Raw genomic sequence first — 16,229 nt, 5'->3', positions numbered from 1 at the left:
GTGCCGGGGGCGGAATCCTCTCACGGGTCCCCGCCGCCGCGGAGCTCATAGCGAGCGCCCGATCACGGGTTCACCGAGACCACGGTCGGGGCGAGGTCGGTGGCCTCTCGAATCGCACCGATCTCGTTCATGCGGTCGGCGAGCAGTTGCAGCCGGGGCGTATCCACCCGAGTTGGAAATTCGGGCTTGACCACCTGCAACGCGACCTCCTCAGAGATCGAGGTGAACGAGGGCAGGAAGGCGGCGAACTCCTCCTGGCTCATGGCGTTGACCGCGGCGACCGCCTCGTCCATCGCCGCGACAAAGGCCGTGATTGTGTTCGGGTTGTTCGCTGCGAACTCCTCAGTGATGGTGAACCCTGCGATGGGCGTGCCGTCCAGCGGACCCGTGAACGGATCGACGGCCAGGACCGCGCCCTGGTTCTCGGCGATCGTGTTGAACGGCGCAGTCAGAACGGCGGCGTCGACTTGTCCGCGGACCAAGGCCTCGACCATGGCCGAGAACGGAATGACGCTGAAGCTGACATCGTCGGCGTCGACGCCCGCGTCGTCGAGCAGGATCCGGGTGAAGATTTCGAACGCCGCACCCGGCTGGTTGACCGCCACCGTCCGCCCGGCGAGATCGTCGATCGAGTCGATGCCCGAGTCGGGCATGGCCATGATGCCGATCGCGCCGCTGTGACCGTCGACGCCTGGGTAGAGCGCACGCAAGCCGAAGCCCTCGGCGACGGCCTGGATGTAGGTTGCGCCGGCCATGGTGGAGACCTGGTACTCGTCGGCCAGCAGCGGAGGCACGTCGGAGCTGCCCTTCTCGACGACCTCGACGTTCAGACCATGTTTTTCGAACAACCCGTTCTGCTCGGCGTACTGCACCTGGGCGAAGGTCAGCGAAGGGGTGATGCCTACGGTCAGATCGGTCCGATCGGCGTCGGTGGTTCCACCCGACCCGCAGGAGGCGAGGGCGAGGACGGTGGCGGTGGCGATCGAAGCGGGCCAGGCACGTCGTAGGGCCGTGGCTGAGAGCATGGTGGCGCCTTTCTTGTCGTCGGGTGGCGTGGCCCGTCAGCTGCGTTGGCCGGCCGGCGCACTCGTGGCCAGGTGGCTGCGGTAACCCCCGTAGGCCGGGCTGGTCCCGGGGGTGATGGCCGTACGCCCTCCGTCGACCGGCAGCACCGCGCCGGTGATGTAGGCGGCTTCGGCCGAGGCGAGGAACAGGATCGGCCCGGCGTACTCCGCGGGATCGGCCGCCCGCACCAGCGGAGTCGCGTCGGACAGACTGACGAACGCCGTGTCCGGGATTGGCATGACGGTGGACGCCGCGCGTCCGATGCCGTTCACCCGCACCCCCCGAGGGGCGAGCTCCGCGGCGAGCACGTGGATCAGAACGTTGGTGCCGCCCTTGGAGATCGAGTAGGCGGGCACGTTGGGGTTGCCGTAGGTCCCGTCGATGGAGCTCACGTGCACCACTGCAGGCTGGGCCGCCTGCTCGAGCAACGGCAGGAATGTCATGGTCGCCAGGAACGGGGCCGTGACGTTGACCCGCAGCACCTCCTCCAGCTGGGCCGCGCTCGTCTGTACACCGTTGGCGAAGTAGGTGCCGAAGTGGCTGGTGACCAGAATGTCGAGGGAGTCCCAGCGGCGCGCGACCTGCTCGTAGAGCTGCCCCAGGTCTGTGCTCGTGCGTGGGTCGACGACATGGGTCGCGACATCGAGGCTGAGCGCGCGCAGCTCCTCGGTACTACTGCGGGCGTTGTCCTCGTTGGCGTGCACGGCAAGTACTTCTGCCCCGGCCTCGGCGAACGCCTGAACCGTCGCGTGGCCGATGTCATCGTGCCGGTCGGGGCGGATGCCGCTGCTCATCACCACAACCCGCCTGCCCCGCAAAGCTTCGTTGATCAGCATGCCGTCTCCGTCTTCGCTGTCGAGAGTCGATCGCGTATTCAGCATGTTCAATAGGATGGACATAGTCAATACCTGCTGTGGTACTTCGCTGTCCAGACCGCGGTTGGCTGAGAGAGGCACGAGGCAGTGCGGGTCCTGCCCCATGCGCGCGGGGCGCGGCTGCGTCGGCACCTCCGCCGACACAGTCGCGCAAGCGACGGCTGTCCTGACCGACGCGAGTGCGCGACGGAGTGGCGGGTCGATCACCACCGCGACGACGCCAGCGTGCCCTCCGGCTCGAGTTCGGCCAGGTCACAGGCAACCGGTCGAGATGCTCGATCCGCGACCGGTCAGCCGGGTGTCGTCAAGTGAGCCCAGCAGCGCAGGGATCTTTGCGGTGGGCACGAACCAGCCGGCAGAGACCGCGCTCTCCGCGCGGTCAGCTCGGCTGCTCCGAGCGATTCGTCCGCCCAACCGCCAAGGGGCTGCGTCGAAGGCCCGGATCATGTCGCGGGTCAGGGTGCTGAGCGCACGATCCGGTCGAGCGTGATCCGACCAATGCGTCGCGTCGCGGGTGCGTTCGACGCAGGGAGCAACAAGCCACACCCTCGACATGCGGCCCACGCCCCGAAGCCACCCATCCTACGACCGCAACTTTCGGATATCCGTAGCCGAATTCCTACCTATCGCTAGGTCAGTATCTGCGCTAGCTTCGTGCTGGTCATCCCAACGGAGGGGTGTCGAGCACCGGAGAGGACACAGCGTGCGCAGCAGAAAGAGGCTCTCCGCCTTGGTCGCGGTCGGGGTGGCGGCTGTCATGCTGTCCGCCTGCAGCGGCGGTAGCGAGGGCGGGGACGGCAGCAGCAGCGGGAGTCTCGTACTGGGATCGCCGCTTGCCCCGACGACATTCGCCGCCAACGACGTCAGCTGGGCCAACGAGGCGCCGTACATCCAGGCGGTCTACGACACCCTGCTCCGGGCCACGCCCGAGGGCGAGATCGAGCCGTGGCTGGCGACCGAGTGGTCCTATGACGACGAGCGCACCGTCCTGACGATGGCCTTGCGCGACGACGTGGTCTTCACGGACGGAACCCCGTTCAGCGCGGAGACCGCCGCCCAGAGCGTCCTCGGCTTCAAGGGCGGGACCTCGCCCTACGCCTTCCTGCTCGGTCGCGTCGCCGACGCGACCGCCATCGACGCGACCACCCTGCAGATCACGCTCAGCGAGCCCGACCCGGGCCTGCTCCACGGGCTCACCACCGCGGCCGGCGTACAAGGGAGTCCGGCCGCTTTCGACTCACCCGAGGCCCAGACGAGCCCGGTCGGCTCCGGCCCCTACCTCCTCGATACGGCGGCGACGGTCGTCGGATCATCGTACGTCTTCACCCGCAACCCGGACTACTGGGCGCCCGAGACCCAGTACTATGACGACCTGACCGTCACTGTTCTGGACAATGCTCAGGCGCAGATGAGTGCGCTTCAGGGAGACCAGGTCGACGTTGTCAACCTGCTCGACTCTTCGGCCGCGGACCAGCTCGAGGCCTCCGGATTCGTGCTGCACCCCGCTGAGTTGGACGTTCGTAGCCTGCTGCTGTTCGACCGGGACGGGCAGCTGGTACCAGAGCTCGCCGACGTCCGGGTCCGCCAGGCGATCGCCCACGCATTCGACCGGGACGCGATCCTCCAGGCGCTGGCGGACGGGCGCGGTACCGTGACCGGCCAGATGTTCGGGGAGAGCAGCCCGGCCTTCGACCCCGGGCTGGACCAGCGGTACCCGTACGACCCGGACCGGGCCCGGCAACTGCTCGCCGAGGCAGGTCTCGCCAACGGGTTCACCCTTCCCCTGCCGCAGATCCCCACCGGCACCACCATCCAGTACGACCTGATCCGGCAGTACCTCGGCGACGTCGGCGTCACGGTCGAGCTCACACAGGTTCCGCTGCAGAACGCGATCGCCGACCTCACGCAGGCCAAGTGGTCCGCGGGGCTCATCTCGCTGCTGCAGCCCGCGACGGACTGGGAGACTGCCCAGACCTTCCTGACCGAGGATGCGACGTGGAACCCGTTCCACCGGCCCGACGCCACTGTCGAGCAGTTGGTGGCGACGATCCAACAGGGCACGGAGTCCGAGGCCGCCGAGGCGGGCCGCCGGCTCAATGAGTACGTGGTGGAGCAGGCCTGGTTCGTACCGTGGTACCGAGTGCAGAGCGTCATCGTGTCCGACTCCGACATCCAGGTGGAGCGGCAGAACGACAACATCTTCCCGTACCTGTGGAACATCACGCCGGCACAATGATCTGTCGCACCGGCCGCGGAGCAGTACGAGGCCGGTGCGCCTGCGAGACCTGGGGGTGGAATCGTGCTCCGTTACGTCCTGCGTCGCCTTGGTCGTGGGATCGTCCTGGTCGCGGTCGTCGCCGTGACAACCTTCTTCCTGCTCTACGCCGGTAGCGGCGACATCGCCCGCACCATCCTCGGCGACGCAGCCACGGAAGAGACCGTCCTGCGCAAGCAGCAGGAACTCGGGTTGGACCGACCGGTGTCGGTGCAGTTCGGCGAGTGGGCACTTCACGCGGTGCAGGGCGATCTCGGCCGGTCGTGGTTCAGCGGTCAGCCGGTCGTCGACGCCATCGGCAGTCGTGTGGCTGTGACCCTGGCGCTCGTCGTCGGCGCGACTTTGGTGTCAGCTCTCGTCGCCGTGGTGCTCGGCGTACTCGCCGCACGGACCGGCGGCTGGGTCGACCGGGTCGTACAGGCGGGATCGGTGATCGGCATCGCGATCCCCGGATTCCTGCTCGCGATCGGGCTCGTCTTCACCTTTGCCGTGACCCTCGGCTGGTTCCGACCGACGGGATACGTGGAGTTCGCGAGATCACCCGGCGGGTGGCTGGCTTCCATCGTGCTCCCAGTGACGGCGCTGGCCGTCAGCGCGATCGCTGGTGTCGCGCAGCAGGTTCGCGGATCCATGCTCGACGTCCAGCGCCAGGACTGGGTACGGACCCTGCGGAGCCGTGGCCTTCCCGAGAGACGGGTCGTCTACCTCCACGTGCTGCGCAGCGCAGCCGGACCGGCGCTATCGGTCCTGGCGGTGCAGTTCATCGCGCTGATCGGTGGCGCTGTCTTCGTCGAGCAGATCTTCGCCATCCCCGGGTTGGGCCAGGTCGCGGTGCAGGCCACCGGGCGGGGGGACATCCCACTCGTCCTAGGTCTCGTGATCGTCGTCACCGTGATCGTCGTGGTGGTCAACCTCGTCGTCGATCTTCTGCAGGGATGGCTTAACCCGAAGGTGCGTCGATCATGACCTTGTCATCACCCCCGGCTGAGGTTCCCGCCAACGGGTCGCTCGCGGCGTCCGCGCGCCGACCGCTGTTCCGTCGCGTGCTGCACAACCCGTTGGGTGCGGTCACGCTCGTCTTCCTGGCACTGGTGGTGGTCGCCGCGGTGTTCGCCCCGCTGCTGGCGCCGCACGACCCGAACGCCGTCGACGCCCGCAACGTCCTGGCCCCACCCGGCGAAGCACATCCGCTGGGCACCGACCCGTCCGGACAGGACGTTCTGTCCCGCCTGTTGTTCGCCGCGCGCTCCAGTCTGCTGGGAGCACTGACGACGGTGGTCGTGGCGTCCGTACTGGGGGTCGGCGCCGGACTCGTCGCCGGCTACCACGGCCGGCGCTTTGAGGCTTCCGCTTCGGCCGTCTCCGACCTGCTGATGGCGCTGCCAACGGTGGTCATGCTGCTGGCCGCGCGCTCGGTCATCGGCCCGTCGAGCCAGGCCACGATGGCGATACTCGGGATCATGATCGCGCCGGCCTTCTACCGCGTGGTGAGCAACGCGGTCGTCGCGGTGCGCCACGAACTCTACGTCGACGCCGCGCGAGTCTCCGGGCTCAGCGACGCGCGGATCATCGGCAGGCACGTTCTTACTGTCGTACGGGCGCCGGCCATCATCCTGGCAGCCGGCGTGGGCGGCATCGCGATCGCGCTCCAGGCCGGATTCGACTTCCTGGGGCTCGGCGATCTGTCGCGGCCCTCCTGGGGCGGCATGCTCAACACGGCCTTCTCGGTGATCTTTCGTTCCCCGCAACAGCTGATCTGGCCCGGTCTCGCCATCGGTCTGACCTGCGTCGCACTGATCCTGCTCGGCAACGCGCTACGTGACGAGCTCGAGCGCACCGGCGGCCCACCTGCGCGGCGGCGCCGGTCCCCCGCGCGGTCGCGACCGGTGGACGAGCCGGTGCACTCCGACGACGACCGCCGGGAGTCCACCGCCGATGACTCGCTGCTCGACGTGGACCGGCTCTCGGTAGGTTACGACCAGCCCGACGGCTCGGTGACGGTGGTCGTCCCCGAGGTGTCGCTCACCGCGCGGCGCGGCGAAGTCCACGGCCTGATCGGCGAGTCCGGATCAGGAAAGACCCAGACCGCGTTCTCCGTCTTGCGGTTGCTCCCCCCCGGCGGACGCATACTGGGCGGTGCGATAAGACTGGGCGGCCAGGATCTGGCACGCCTCTCCGAGCGGGAGATGACCGAAATCCGGGGCCGGCGGATCGCCTACATCCCGCAGGAACCGATGTCCAATCTGGATCCGACCTTCACCATCGGCCACCAGCTGGCCGAGCCACTGCGAATAACCCTCGGCCTCGGCAGGGCCGCAGCCAAGGAACACGCTCTGACGTTGCTGGCCCGAGTGGGCATCCCCGATCCCGAGCGCACCTACTCCTGCTACCCGCACCAGATCTCCGGCGGGATGGCCCAACGGGTACTCATCGCCGGTGCGGTGTCGACCGATCCGGACCTGCTCATCGCCGACGAGCCGACGACTGCACTTGATGTGACGGTGCAGGCCGAGGTACTGGACCTATTGCGCGACCTGCAGTCCGAATCCCGGATGGGGATTCTGCTCGTGACCCACAACTTCGGTGTGGTGGCCGACCTGTGCGACCGGGTCTCGGTCATGCGCGAAGGCAGAATCGTGGAGAGCGGATCGACCAGGGAGGTATTCGCTGCACCCCAGCACGACTACACCCGGATGCTCTTCGGCTCGATCCTCGCAGGCACCGAGCCTCGCGGTCCCCTGGCTGAGACGGGCCCCGATCCGGCGACGAAAGGGCTCCCGGCATGACCGGACCACTGCTCGACGTCCGCGACCTCGTCGTGGAGTACCCAGTCCAGGGCTTCGGCGGAACTCCGTTCCGCGCGTTGCACGGAGTCTCGCTCGACGTCCGCCGCGGTGAGTGCGTGGGCTTGGTCGGCGAGTCCGGGTCGGGCAAGACGACGCTGGGCCGCGCGGTGCTCGGGCTGGCGCCGGTCACGGCCGGACGGATCGACTACGACGGCCGGAACATCGGTCACCTGACGCGGGCGAAGCGGCGGGCACTGGCTGCCGAGATCCAGGTGGTGTTCCAGGACCCGTTCTCCTCGCTCAATCCTGCCCTGACGGTAGAGCAGATCCTGATCGAGCCGCTCACCACGCAGAGCGTTCCCAGGGCCACGGCGATCGCGCGCGTGCGTACGCTGCTCGAAGAGGTTCGGCTGCCCGCCAGCGCCGGGGAACGCCTGCCGCGAGAGTTCTCCGGCGGACAGCGCCAGAGGGTGGCGATCGCCCGCGCACTGGCACTTCGGCCCCGGCTGATCGTGTGCGACGAACCGGTCTCCGCCCTGGACCTGTCGACACAGGCCCGCGTTCTCGAACTGTTGCGCGAGATCCAGGACAGCACCGGGGTCGCGTACCTGTTCGTGTCCCACGACCTCGACGTCGTCCGGCACCTGTCACACCGCGTTGCGGTGATGTACGGCGGCGAGATCGTCGAGTGCGGCGACGGCGATCAGGTCACCTCGCGGCCGCGGCATCCGTACACGCAGCGGTTGCTGCTCGCCTCACCATTACCGGATCCGGAACAACAGGCTCGTCGGCGCGCAGAGCGACGCCGGCTGCGGAGCGACGGTGAGCAGGTTCCCGCCGGACCGCGCTGAGCGGCCACCGACGACGACCGGCGCCGTGTCGCAGCGCACCCTCCGGTTCCCGGTGACGTCCAAGGCGCGGTGGGCGAGCAATCCGCCCCGTCGCACCCCCGCGGCGGTCGATGCCTGGACCGCCGGATCCGGTCCTGGGCGTTCCGCGACGGGCGCTAGAGATCGACCGTCAGCAGTGTTTGCAGGAAACGTCGCAGCTCCACCGTCATGTCGACGCTCTTCCGGCTGTACAGCCACTGGATCTGCAGGCCGTCGACCATTGCCAGCATCCACCTCGCCGCGTCGGGTGGGTCGACGCCCGGGCGCAGGTGACCTGCCTCGGCAACGTCCTCGAACGCCGTCTGCACGGCGTCGAGGACCCAGGCGTAACGCTCGGCGAAGTAGTCGTGCGCCGGGTGGCTGTGCGACGTCGCCTCGGCGGAGAGCACGGCATAGAGCTCGGCGAGTTCGGGGGTCTCGCGCTGGTTGGCGTCGACCAGGCCGACCATCGCGCGGATGTAGGTCAGGCCACCGACCCGCGCGGCGTCGCCGATGGCTTCCCGAGCCTGTTCGTCGCGCCAGGTGAGGACCGCCTTCACCAGGTGGTTCTTGCTCGGAAAGTGGTGCAGGACCCCTGCCTGGGTCAACCCGGCCCGCTTTGCCACGTCGCGCAGCGAGCCCTTGTGGAACCCTGCCACCGAGAAGACCTCCACGGCCGCAGCGATGATTTCCCGCCGCCGTTCCACGGACTTGGTGTACTCGCCGCGGGCCGACGGGGACGTCACCATGCCGGAACCGTAGCGTCCGGCGCCCGGGCTCCCCCAGCGTCCGGTCGGTTTCCGTCGGCCGGCCTCATGACCACCTGTACAACACGTTGAGCATGTCACTAACCTAACGCTAGGTCGGTTTTACCGTCCATCGCGCCGCACACCGGGTATCGATGGGCGGCGGGGTCCCCTGATCCGGAAGGCCGGAGAACCATGCCCTACGTCCACACCTCAGTCGACGGAGGGACGCTGCGCGGCCTCGACGACACCGTCGTCGTGAGCCACCTCGGCGTTCCCTACGCAGCCGACACTGCCGGACCGAACCGCTTCCGTGCGCCACGACCGGTCGAGCCGTGGAACGGCGTGCGCGACGCCTTGTCTTTCGGCCCCTCGGCTCCACAGAACAACCTGCGCGCCGGCGCTTCGGGCGCTCTTGGCGCACTCCTGACCCGCCTCATGCCGCGGGCCGGCTCCCCGGTCGAGGGCGCGGGTATGAACGAGGACTGCCTGCATCTCAACGTCTGGGCGCCCTCCGGCCGGCACGACGACCCGCTGCCGGTGCTCGTCTGGCTCCACGGGGGCGGATTCACCTTCGGGTCCGGTAATGAGATGAGCTTCCACGGCGACGTCCTCGCCGCCGCGGGGGACCTCGTCGTCGTCACCGTGACCCACCGGCTCGGCCTGCTCGGCTTCCTCGACCTGCGGGAGCTGGGTGAGCCTGGATCCGCCAATGCAGGGATGCTCGATCTCGTCGCCGCACTCGAGTGGGTCCAGCGCAACATCCGGTCCTTCGGTGGCGATCCCGCACGGGTCACCCTCTGCGGCCAGTCCGGGGGTAGCGGGAAGGTCGCGACGCTTGTCGGTATGCCCCGCGCGCGCGGCCTCTTCGCCCGCGCGATCATGATGAGCGGCCCGTTCGGGCGGGCGCACACGGCGTCGGATGCCGCGGCGCTCCGCGCACGGCTGACGGAGTCCGCCGGCTTCTCCTCGGTCGACGAGCTGCGGGCCGCCCCGCTGGAGCGGCTCCTGCAGGCTCAGGCATCGGCGCTGCGAAACGTGGCCGCCCTCGGCGGCGGCACGAGCGGCCGTCCGGCCGTGCTCGACGCGACCCCCGGGTTCGGCCCCGCCCACGACCCGGAGGACCTGCCGCTGGACCCGTTCGGGGACGCGGCCGCCGACGGCATCCGCGACAAGCAGCTGCTGATCGGGTGGACGACGCACGAGTCCACCTTCCTGCTCGCGGCCGACCCCGCATTCACGACGGAGATGACGAGGGAGGAAGCCGCACACCGCATCGATGCGATGGCGGAGCCGGACGGCGTCTCCTACGCCGACCTCGTCGCTCGGTTCCCCGACGAGCCGCCGCACCTCCTGCTCGGACGCCGCGTGAGTGATCTGCAGTTCGGCGGGCCGTCGCGCCGGATCGCCGACCTGGCAGCGGCGGCGGCGGTCGGCGTGTGGGCCTATGAGTTCCGGCAGCCGACCGAGGCGCTCGGGGGCCTGCTCGGCGCGACCCACTCGCTCGACATCCCGTACGTGTTCGGCACCGTCGACCGCATTCCCCTGACCGGACGCAGCCTGGAACGGCATGGCGTCTCACGGGCGATGATGCGAGCCTGGACCTCATTCGTCCACCAGGGCGATCCCGGCTGGGAACCATGGACGCGGGAGCGGACCGTGCACGCTTTCGGTACCTCGTACGGCCCGGACCTTCGCCTGCCCCGTGAGGCTGTGATGAACGGCCGGCTGGAGCGCTGCACCGGCGGGTCGTAGGGGTCGGGGCCGCCCGGCTCCGGGCGGTCCCGCACCCGTCAGAGTTCCAGCTCCGCGGTCACGCCGGCGGGATCTCCCCACCACGAGCCGGCCTCGATCCGAACCCGCCCGCGGGGATCCCGGAGTCCGACGCCGGTCCAGCGCTGCAGCGGTCGCAACGAGCAATCGACGGTGACCTGGACCTGCTCCGCCGGGTCCGCCTGGACGGGCCGGAATCCGACGAGTTCTCGGCTGTCCTCATCGGCTGCGGTGGCGTACACCTGGACGATGTGGCGGCCCGGACGAGTGCCGGTGTTGGTGAGAGTCACGACGGCGGAGAACCGGTCGTGGTCGACCGGACCGATCGACACCGACCCGGCCTCGAAGGAGGTGTATCCGAGACCGAAGCCGAACGGGTACGCAGCCGCAACGCGATCGCGATCCAGCTTGCGCTGACCCCACCAGCGTGGATAGGTCACCCGGCGGGAGTGCCAGTCCACCGTGGGCAGGTCCTCGCGACGCAGTGGGATCGCGGCCGGCAGCCGGCCGCCGGGCTCGGCTTCTCCCAGGAGCATGTCGGCGATCGCGCGGCCACCCTCCATCCCCGGGTACCACGCCATCAGGATCGCGGCCACGTCGTCGTCCCAGGGATCGGGCATCACGGTGCCGCCCGCGATGACGATGACGACAGTTCGGGGGTTCGCGGCGGCGACAGCGCGGATCAGGCGCACGTCGTCTTCCTTGAGGTGCAGGTCGTGGCGGTCGCCGCCGCGACTCGGACGGCGGCGTCCGGCGAGCCGGGCCAGCGCACTCGAGAGCGCGGCGATCGGGCGGAACCGCAGGTGCCCGCCCATCAACTGCCGTGCGTCGGCGTCGAGGGCGATGAGCGACTCCCCCTCGTCGTATCTGGTGAAGCCGACGACGACCACGGCGGCGTCAGCATCGGCTGCCGCGGCCGCCGCGGCGCCGAGGTAGGAATCGTTTGGGCGCGGGGAGGCGGGGTGCGTTGGGTCGACACGGACCACACGGTCGCCGAGCCGCTCCCGAAGGCCGTCGAGGACCGAAGAGGTCGACGGCGGGGTGACCGCGGACGAGCCGTTGTCACCCAGGTTGGGCTGATCGGCCAGCCGACCGAGGACGGCGACGCGCCCCAGCGCGGCCGCGTCCAAGGGGAGCAATGGCGAACCGGCGACGGACTCGTTGCGTAACAGCACCGAACCGCGATGCGCAGCCGTACGGGCAAGGTCGCGGTGCCGGGGCGAGGCGACGACATCGAGTGCGGGAGTGGCTCGTGCGCGGAGCGCGAACCGCACCTGGGCGCGCAGCAGGCGTGCCGCAGGACGCGCGATGTCGGAACGGGTCAGCCGGCCGTCGCGCAGCGCCGCCGGAAGCGCGGCGGCGCGCTGCTGACGGAACGGCATCTCAAGATCCTGCCCGGCCAGGACCGACTCGACCGGATGCCTCAGCCCCCAGACCCAGTCTGTCTGGACGAAACCCGGAAACTTCCAGTCCCTGCGCAGCACGTCGGCGAGCAGGCTCCTGTTCTCACCCGCCCATGCCCCGTTGACCGAGTTGTAGGCGGTCATGACCGAGTCCGCCCCCGCCTCCACGACGGCGCGGAAGTGCGGTAAGTACACCTCCCGCAGGGTGGCCTCGTCGACACGCACATCGAGGACGAATCGTGCTTCCTCCATCGAGTTGAGGGCGAAGTGCTTCACGGTGGACATCGCCCAGGGATGCACTCCACGGGCGAGCGCGGCGCCCATCTCACCGAGGAGCAACGGGTCGTCGCCGTAGGACTCCTGCGAGCGTCCCCAGCCTGGGATCGGAGCCAGATTGACGCAGATCCCCCCGAACAGGTTCGCGCCGTGTGCCCTGGCCTCTGCGCCGATCGCGTCACCGACGGCCTGCTCGAGACCCACATCGAAGGTGGCGGCCCGGGAGACGGGCACCGGGAAACACGTCGAGCGCTGCAAGACGACACCGCGCGGACCGTCGGTGAAACGCATGCCGGGGATGCCGAGCCGATCGATCCGGCCGCCCTCGTGGGGGACCCTGCGGAAGCGCTCCATCATTCCCGGCAGTCCCTTGCCGATCGGGATGTCGCCGTCGAGCAGCCACAGCAGCTGTTCGTCCGTCATCCTCGCGACCAGGGAGTCCACGGCCTGGTCGAGATCCTGCTCGCCGGTGCGAACAGCGTCCACGACGGCGGCGAACGGTGTGCCTGGCGAACAGACGGGGTCGGTCACGTGAGCTCCTGACGGTCGAATGCATGGGTCGATCCGCCGGATCTCCGCCCACACGTAGCAGCGTCGCGCGGCATGGTCGAAGCCGTCGCTGGAGCCCGGCCGAACCCAATTCCAACCTATCACTCGGTCAGTTTTCAAGCTAAACTGTCGATCGTGCTCCTCACCGTTGTCCGTCCGCCCCGCTGCCGTCAGCTCGCCGGGAAGGGGCGCCGCCGACCACCGGCTCGAACCTGCGGACAGGCACGGACATGACCGGCCGCGGTGGCGTGCACGGTGTCGTCTCGCCGGGGTACGCCGCAGTACGCGAGCAGCTGGCCGGGTTGATCGACGAGGACCACGACTACTCCGCGCAGTTCTGCGCCTATGTCGGCGGCCGGTGCGTCGTCGACCTCTGGGGTGGATCGGGCACCGGCGAGCACGCAGTCCAGGGCGTCTTCTCCGCCACCAAGGGCGCCGCCGCGGTGTGCGTCGCGCTGCTGCTCGAGCGTGGACTCCTCGATCTGGACGAGCCCGTCAGCCGATACTGGCCGGAGTTCGCACAGGGTGGGAAGGCCACGATCACCGTGCGGACCGCCTTGTCTCACCAGGCCGGCCTGCCAGGGGTCGAACCGCAACTGACCCTGGAGCAGGTGTTCGACCACGAGTATCTCGCCACCCGCCTCGCCGTCCAGGTGCCGCACTGGTACCCCGGCACCGCGCACGGTTACCACGGTCTCACGATCGGGACGCTGGCAGATGAGCTGGTGCGGCGACTGGACGGCCGGACCGTCGCCCGCTTCTTCGACGAGGAGATCGGAGCACCCCGCGACATCGACTTCTTCATCGCGACACCGGACGACCACGAACCCCGCGTACTCGATGTGCTCCCTCAGCGCCCGACGCCCGAGCAGGCCCTCGCCATGCGGAGCTCACCGCTGCGGGCGGACGGCGACACGCTGTCCGGCATGGCGTTCAACCTGGCGGTGAGCGCGCCGCTCGACGTGCTGATCCCGAACGTTCGCCGGGGACGCGCGGCCGGTCAGTCGTCCGCAGGGGGTGTCGGATCCGCGCGCGGCCTGGCTCGGCTCTACGCGTCGTGCATCGGTGAGGTCGACGGCGCACCGCGACTGCTGTCGCCGGAGACCGTCGCCGCGGTCTCGCAGATCCAGGCCGCCGGACCCGACATCGTCCTCGGCCTGCCTGTCCGTTACGGCATCATCTTCCAGAAGCCCGACGATCGACTTCGCATCGGCAGTCACCAGGCGTTCGGCCACGACGGGGCCGGTGGGGCACTCGGCGTCGCCGACCCGTGGCACGATCTCGCGTACGGCTACGTGCCGCGTCGCATGACCACCCCCGGCGGCGCCGACGAGCGCGGCATGGACCTCGCCCGCACGGTGCGGCGATGCCACGCCGAGTTGCGCGGCTGACCCGGTTGCGGCCGTACCCGGCCGCTGGCCCGGTCACGGATCCCGTGGTCCCGTAGTGCCGGGAGCAGGGAAGGGCGCGCTGGTCCCGGTCATCAGGTCGATGCCGAAGCCGACATACTGCCGGGCGATCTCCTCGGGCCCATAACGGCCGGAATGGCGGTACCAGGCGGCCAAGGAAGTGCACATCGTGACGACCGCACGGGCCGCCTCACGCGGGTGGTCATGGCGGAACCGGCCCGCAGCCGTGGCGGCCTCCACCTCGTGGTCGACCCTTCGCTGCTGACGGGTGCGCATGATCGCGACATGTCTGCGGTTGGCGTCGGTGAAGCTACGCATCTCGCTGTCGCCGATGAACGCAAGCTCACTGCGATGGGTGTGGTAGAGCGCCAGGTTCTCCACCAGCAGACAAAAACGGCTCACCGGGTCCGCCCCCTCCGCCCGCGCCGCCACCGCCCGTCGGTCCAGATCGGTCATGGCGTACTCGACCAGCGCTCGGAGCATCTGCTGCTTGCCCGAATGGTGGTGGTACAACCCGCTGACGGCCATGCCGCAGCGTGCGGCGATCCGGCGCATCGTCGCGGCGTGGTAGCCGACCTCGAGGAACTCAGCGCGCGCGGCATCGAGGACCGGGCCGAGGTCGAGTGGTTCGTAGATCCGCCAGCTCCCGTGCGGATCCGGTCTGCTCGCCCGGGACGGTGCGATGGAGCGGGTACGGCCCTCCAGGATGTCGGCGGCCGGTATCCCGAGCGCGGCGGCGATGGTGTCGAGCCGCTCCACCGTCAAACGGGTACGGCCGTGCTCGATCTGACTCAGCGTGGCGGGGCTGACCCCGATCTGGCCGGCCAGCGCACGGAGCCCCACACCTCGGGCGACTCTGGCGTTGCGCACGTAGGGTCCGACCCTCGCACCGGGCGGCCCGGCGTCGACCACGTCGTCCTCCTGGCTCCCCGGTGCGACCGCTGTGGGTGGGGTCGCGCCCCCGACACGATGGCATGCGCGCCCGCCCGCTGGGGCACGCGCCCCGACACCGACCTCAGCTGTGCCGGGTCACTGTGATCCCCGCGACCTCCCTGTCCAGCCCGGGGAAGACGACGGAGCCCAGCGCCTCGGCGACCGGATCGGCTCTGAGGTCCCGGCGTGCCAGCACGTCGATGCGACCGAGGTCTGGCGGCTATCGGCACGGGTTCCGGGACGAGGCTCGCGGACACGGCATCTAGGCTCCTGCCGTGCTCTCCGACCTGCTCGACCTCAGGCTATTCGTCGCGGTCGTCGATGAGGGGTCGATCACCGCGGGAGCCGCTCGCGTCCCGTTGAGCCTGCCGTCGGCGAGCGCGCGCATCCGCGAGCTTGAGCGGCGGGCCGGCACGGCGCTGCTCGTCCGGGGCAGGCGCGGGGTGCGGCCCACAGCGGCGGGGCTGATCTTCGCCCGCCACGCCCGTGACGTCGTCGAAGACCTCCGGCTGCTCGACGACGCCGTCGCGGCCGCCACGCGCCCGGCGGGCCACCGCCTCGTCCTGCTCGCCGGGGCGTCGGCCATGGCCCGGCTCGTTCCACGAGCGATGATCTCCTTCCTCCGGGAGTGTCCCGACGTTGACGTTGTAGCCGAGGAGCGCAGCAGCACCGAGTCCGCTCGGATGCTGACCGAGGGCGGTGCGGACGTCGCCGTCGTGATCGCCGGCCTGGTGGGAACGGCCGACGGTGACGACCTGCTCGGTGACGACTCGCTGGTGGCCGTCGGAGCACCCGACGGCGTGCTGGCCCGGGTCCGTCGCCCCCTCGCGTTCGCCGAGATCGCCGAACACCCGATGGTCGGGCTGACCGAGGACTCCTCACTGCACCGCACGCTGGTCACCCGTCTCGGGGACCGCGCCCCGCTCCCCCGGTTCCGCGCTCGCGCGGTCGACCTCGGCACGGTTACGGCGCTCGTCGCGGCCGGCGTGGGACTGGCGGTGGTTCCCCGACACGTCGTCGACCCCGCGCTGGGCCTGGTGGTGCGGGAGCTGAGCGACCCGTGGGCGCACCGGGTCCTGACCGTGCGTACGGCGACGAACGCCGGCGCCGGCGCCGGGGGCCTGGTGGCGCACCTCCGCGCCGCGGCGGCGGTCGACCGGCCGTCCTGATCCCGGCTTCGGCGCCGCCGAAGTCCCCCTTCGCCAGTCAGGTCTAGGAGAACCGACAGCCACGGTCGAGGATCGCGGCAGTCACCGGTGTTGTAGGGAAG

General features: G+C 69.8%; 12 protein-coding genes. 7 read left to right on the top strand and 5 right to left on the bottom strand.

What is annotated here, in order from left to right:
- Nucleotides 1–62: 62 nt before the first annotated feature.
- Both WIS52_RS19605 and WIS52_RS19600 read right to left on the bottom strand, forming a co-directional pair.
- A complete protein-coding gene (locus WIS52_RS19605; protein WP_349299756.1) occupies nt 63–1,025 on the bottom strand; it encodes an ABC transporter substrate-binding protein in 963 nt (320 codons plus the stop codon).
- Nucleotides 1,026–1,061: 36 nt separating this feature from the next.
- Entirely contained in the window at nt 1,062–1,901 is an 840-nt protein-coding gene (locus tag WIS52_RS19600) for an SDR family NAD(P)-dependent oxidoreductase (RefSeq protein ID WP_349299755.1), read from the bottom strand.
- Nucleotides 1,902–2,643: 742 nt separating this feature from the next.
- Here WIS52_RS19600 and WIS52_RS19595 point away from each other — a divergent pair.
- From WIS52_RS19595 to WIS52_RS19580, 4 genes are all read left to right on the top strand, one after another.
- Nucleotides 2,644–4,176, top strand: a complete 1,533-nt coding sequence (locus WIS52_RS19595; RefSeq protein WP_349299754.1) for an ABC transporter substrate-binding protein — start codon at nt 2,644–2,646, stop codon at nt 4,174–4,176.
- A 63-nt stretch (nt 4,177–4,239) separates the two neighbouring features.
- A complete protein-coding gene (locus WIS52_RS19590) occupies nt 4,240–5,181 on the top strand; it encodes an ABC transporter permease (protein ID WP_349299753.1) in 942 nt (313 codons plus the stop codon).
- Nucleotides 5,178–7,001 carry a dipeptide/oligopeptide/nickel ABC transporter permease/ATP-binding protein gene (locus WIS52_RS19585; protein WP_349299752.1) on the top strand — a complete coding sequence of 608 codons (1,824 nt, stop codon included), beginning with the start codon at nt 5,178–5,180 and terminating at the stop codon, nt 6,999–7,001. Before WIS52_RS19590 ends, WIS52_RS19585 begins: the two co-directional genes overlap by 4 nt.
- A complete protein-coding gene (locus WIS52_RS19580) occupies nt 6,998–7,852 on the top strand; it encodes an ATP-binding cassette domain-containing protein (protein ID WP_349299751.1) in 855 nt (284 codons plus the stop codon). Before WIS52_RS19585 ends, WIS52_RS19580 begins: the two co-directional genes overlap by 4 nt.
- Before the next feature lie 155 nt (nt 7,853–8,007).
- Here the strand turns inward: WIS52_RS19580 and WIS52_RS19575 are convergent, their stop codons facing one another.
- Complete coding sequence (locus WIS52_RS19575; RefSeq protein WP_349299750.1) at nt 8,008–8,619, bottom strand: TetR/AcrR family transcriptional regulator; 612 nt, start codon at nt 8,617–8,619, stop codon at nt 8,008–8,010.
- 192 nt (nt 8,620–8,811) lie between these two features.
- On the opposite strand from WIS52_RS19575, the gene WIS52_RS19570 reads away from it, so the two are divergent.
- Nucleotides 8,812–10,371, top strand: coding sequence for a carboxylesterase/lipase family protein (locus tag WIS52_RS19570; protein ID WP_349299749.1), 1,560 nt, complete (start codon nt 8,812–8,814; stop codon nt 10,369–10,371).
- A gap of 38 nt (nt 10,372–10,409) precedes the next feature.
- Here WIS52_RS19570 and WIS52_RS19565 read toward each other — a convergent pair whose 3' ends face one another.
- A complete protein-coding gene (locus tag WIS52_RS19565) occupies nt 10,410–12,599 on the bottom strand; it encodes a glycoside hydrolase family 3 protein (protein WP_349299748.1) in 2,190 nt (729 codons plus the stop codon).
- A 248-nt stretch (nt 12,600–12,847) separates the two neighbouring features.
- Here WIS52_RS19565 and WIS52_RS19560 point away from each other — a divergent pair, with 248 nt between their 5' ends.
- Nucleotides 12,848–14,008: a serine hydrolase domain-containing protein gene (locus tag WIS52_RS19560; protein ID WP_349299747.1), complete on the top strand. Its 1,161-nt coding sequence runs from the start codon at nt 12,848–12,850 to the stop codon at nt 14,006–14,008.
- A 33-nt stretch (nt 14,009–14,041) separates the two neighbouring features.
- Here the strand turns inward: WIS52_RS19560 and WIS52_RS19555 are convergent, their stop codons facing one another.
- Entirely contained in the window at nt 14,042–14,938 is an 897-nt protein-coding gene (locus WIS52_RS19555; protein ID WP_349299746.1) for a TetR family transcriptional regulator, read from the bottom strand.
- Between the two features lie 296 nt (nt 14,939–15,234).
- Between WIS52_RS19555 and WIS52_RS19550 the strand changes: the two genes are divergently transcribed.
- Nucleotides 15,235–16,128 (top strand): LysR family transcriptional regulator, encoded by an 894-nt coding sequence (locus WIS52_RS19550; RefSeq protein WP_349299745.1) that lies wholly within the window; start codon nt 15,235–15,237, stop codon nt 16,126–16,128.
- The last annotated feature ends 101 nt before the right edge of the window (nt 16,129–16,229 follow it).

The sequence above is a fragment of the Pseudonocardia nematodicida genome, from assembly GCF_040105385.1.
Lineage (GTDB): Bacteria > Actinomycetota > Actinomycetes > Mycobacteriales > Pseudonocardiaceae > Pseudonocardia > Pseudonocardia nematodicida.
This window is presented reverse-complemented; position numbering and strand designations above follow the sequence as displayed.

Excerpts from the sequence above, each read along its gene's own strand:
- WIS52_RS19560 (WP_349299747.1), top strand. The coding sequence starts at position 12,848 with ATGACCGGCCGCGGTGGCGTGCACGGTGTCGTCTCGCCGGGGTACGCC.
- WIS52_RS19605 (WP_349299756.1), bottom strand. The coding sequence starts at position 1,025 with ATGCTCTCAGCCACGGCCCTACGACGTGCCTGGCCCGCTTCGATCGCC.
- WIS52_RS19580 (WP_349299751.1), top strand. The coding sequence starts at position 6,998 with ATGACCGGACCACTGCTCGACGTCCGCGACCTCGTCGTGGAGTACCCA.
- WIS52_RS19600 (WP_349299755.1), bottom strand. The coding sequence starts at position 1,901 with ATGCTGATCAACGAAGCTTTGCGGGGCAGGCGGGTTGTGGTGATGAGC.
- WIS52_RS19575 (WP_349299750.1), bottom strand. The coding sequence starts at position 8,619 with ATGGTGACGTCCCCGTCGGCCCGCGGCGAGTACACCAAGTCCGTGGAA.
- WIS52_RS19585 (WP_349299752.1), top strand. The coding sequence starts at position 5,178 with ATGACCTTGTCATCACCCCCGGCTGAGGTTCCCGCCAACGGGTCGCTC.
- WIS52_RS19570 (WP_349299749.1), top strand. The coding sequence starts at position 8,812 with ATGCCCTACGTCCACACCTCAGTCGACGGAGGGACGCTGCGCGGCCTC.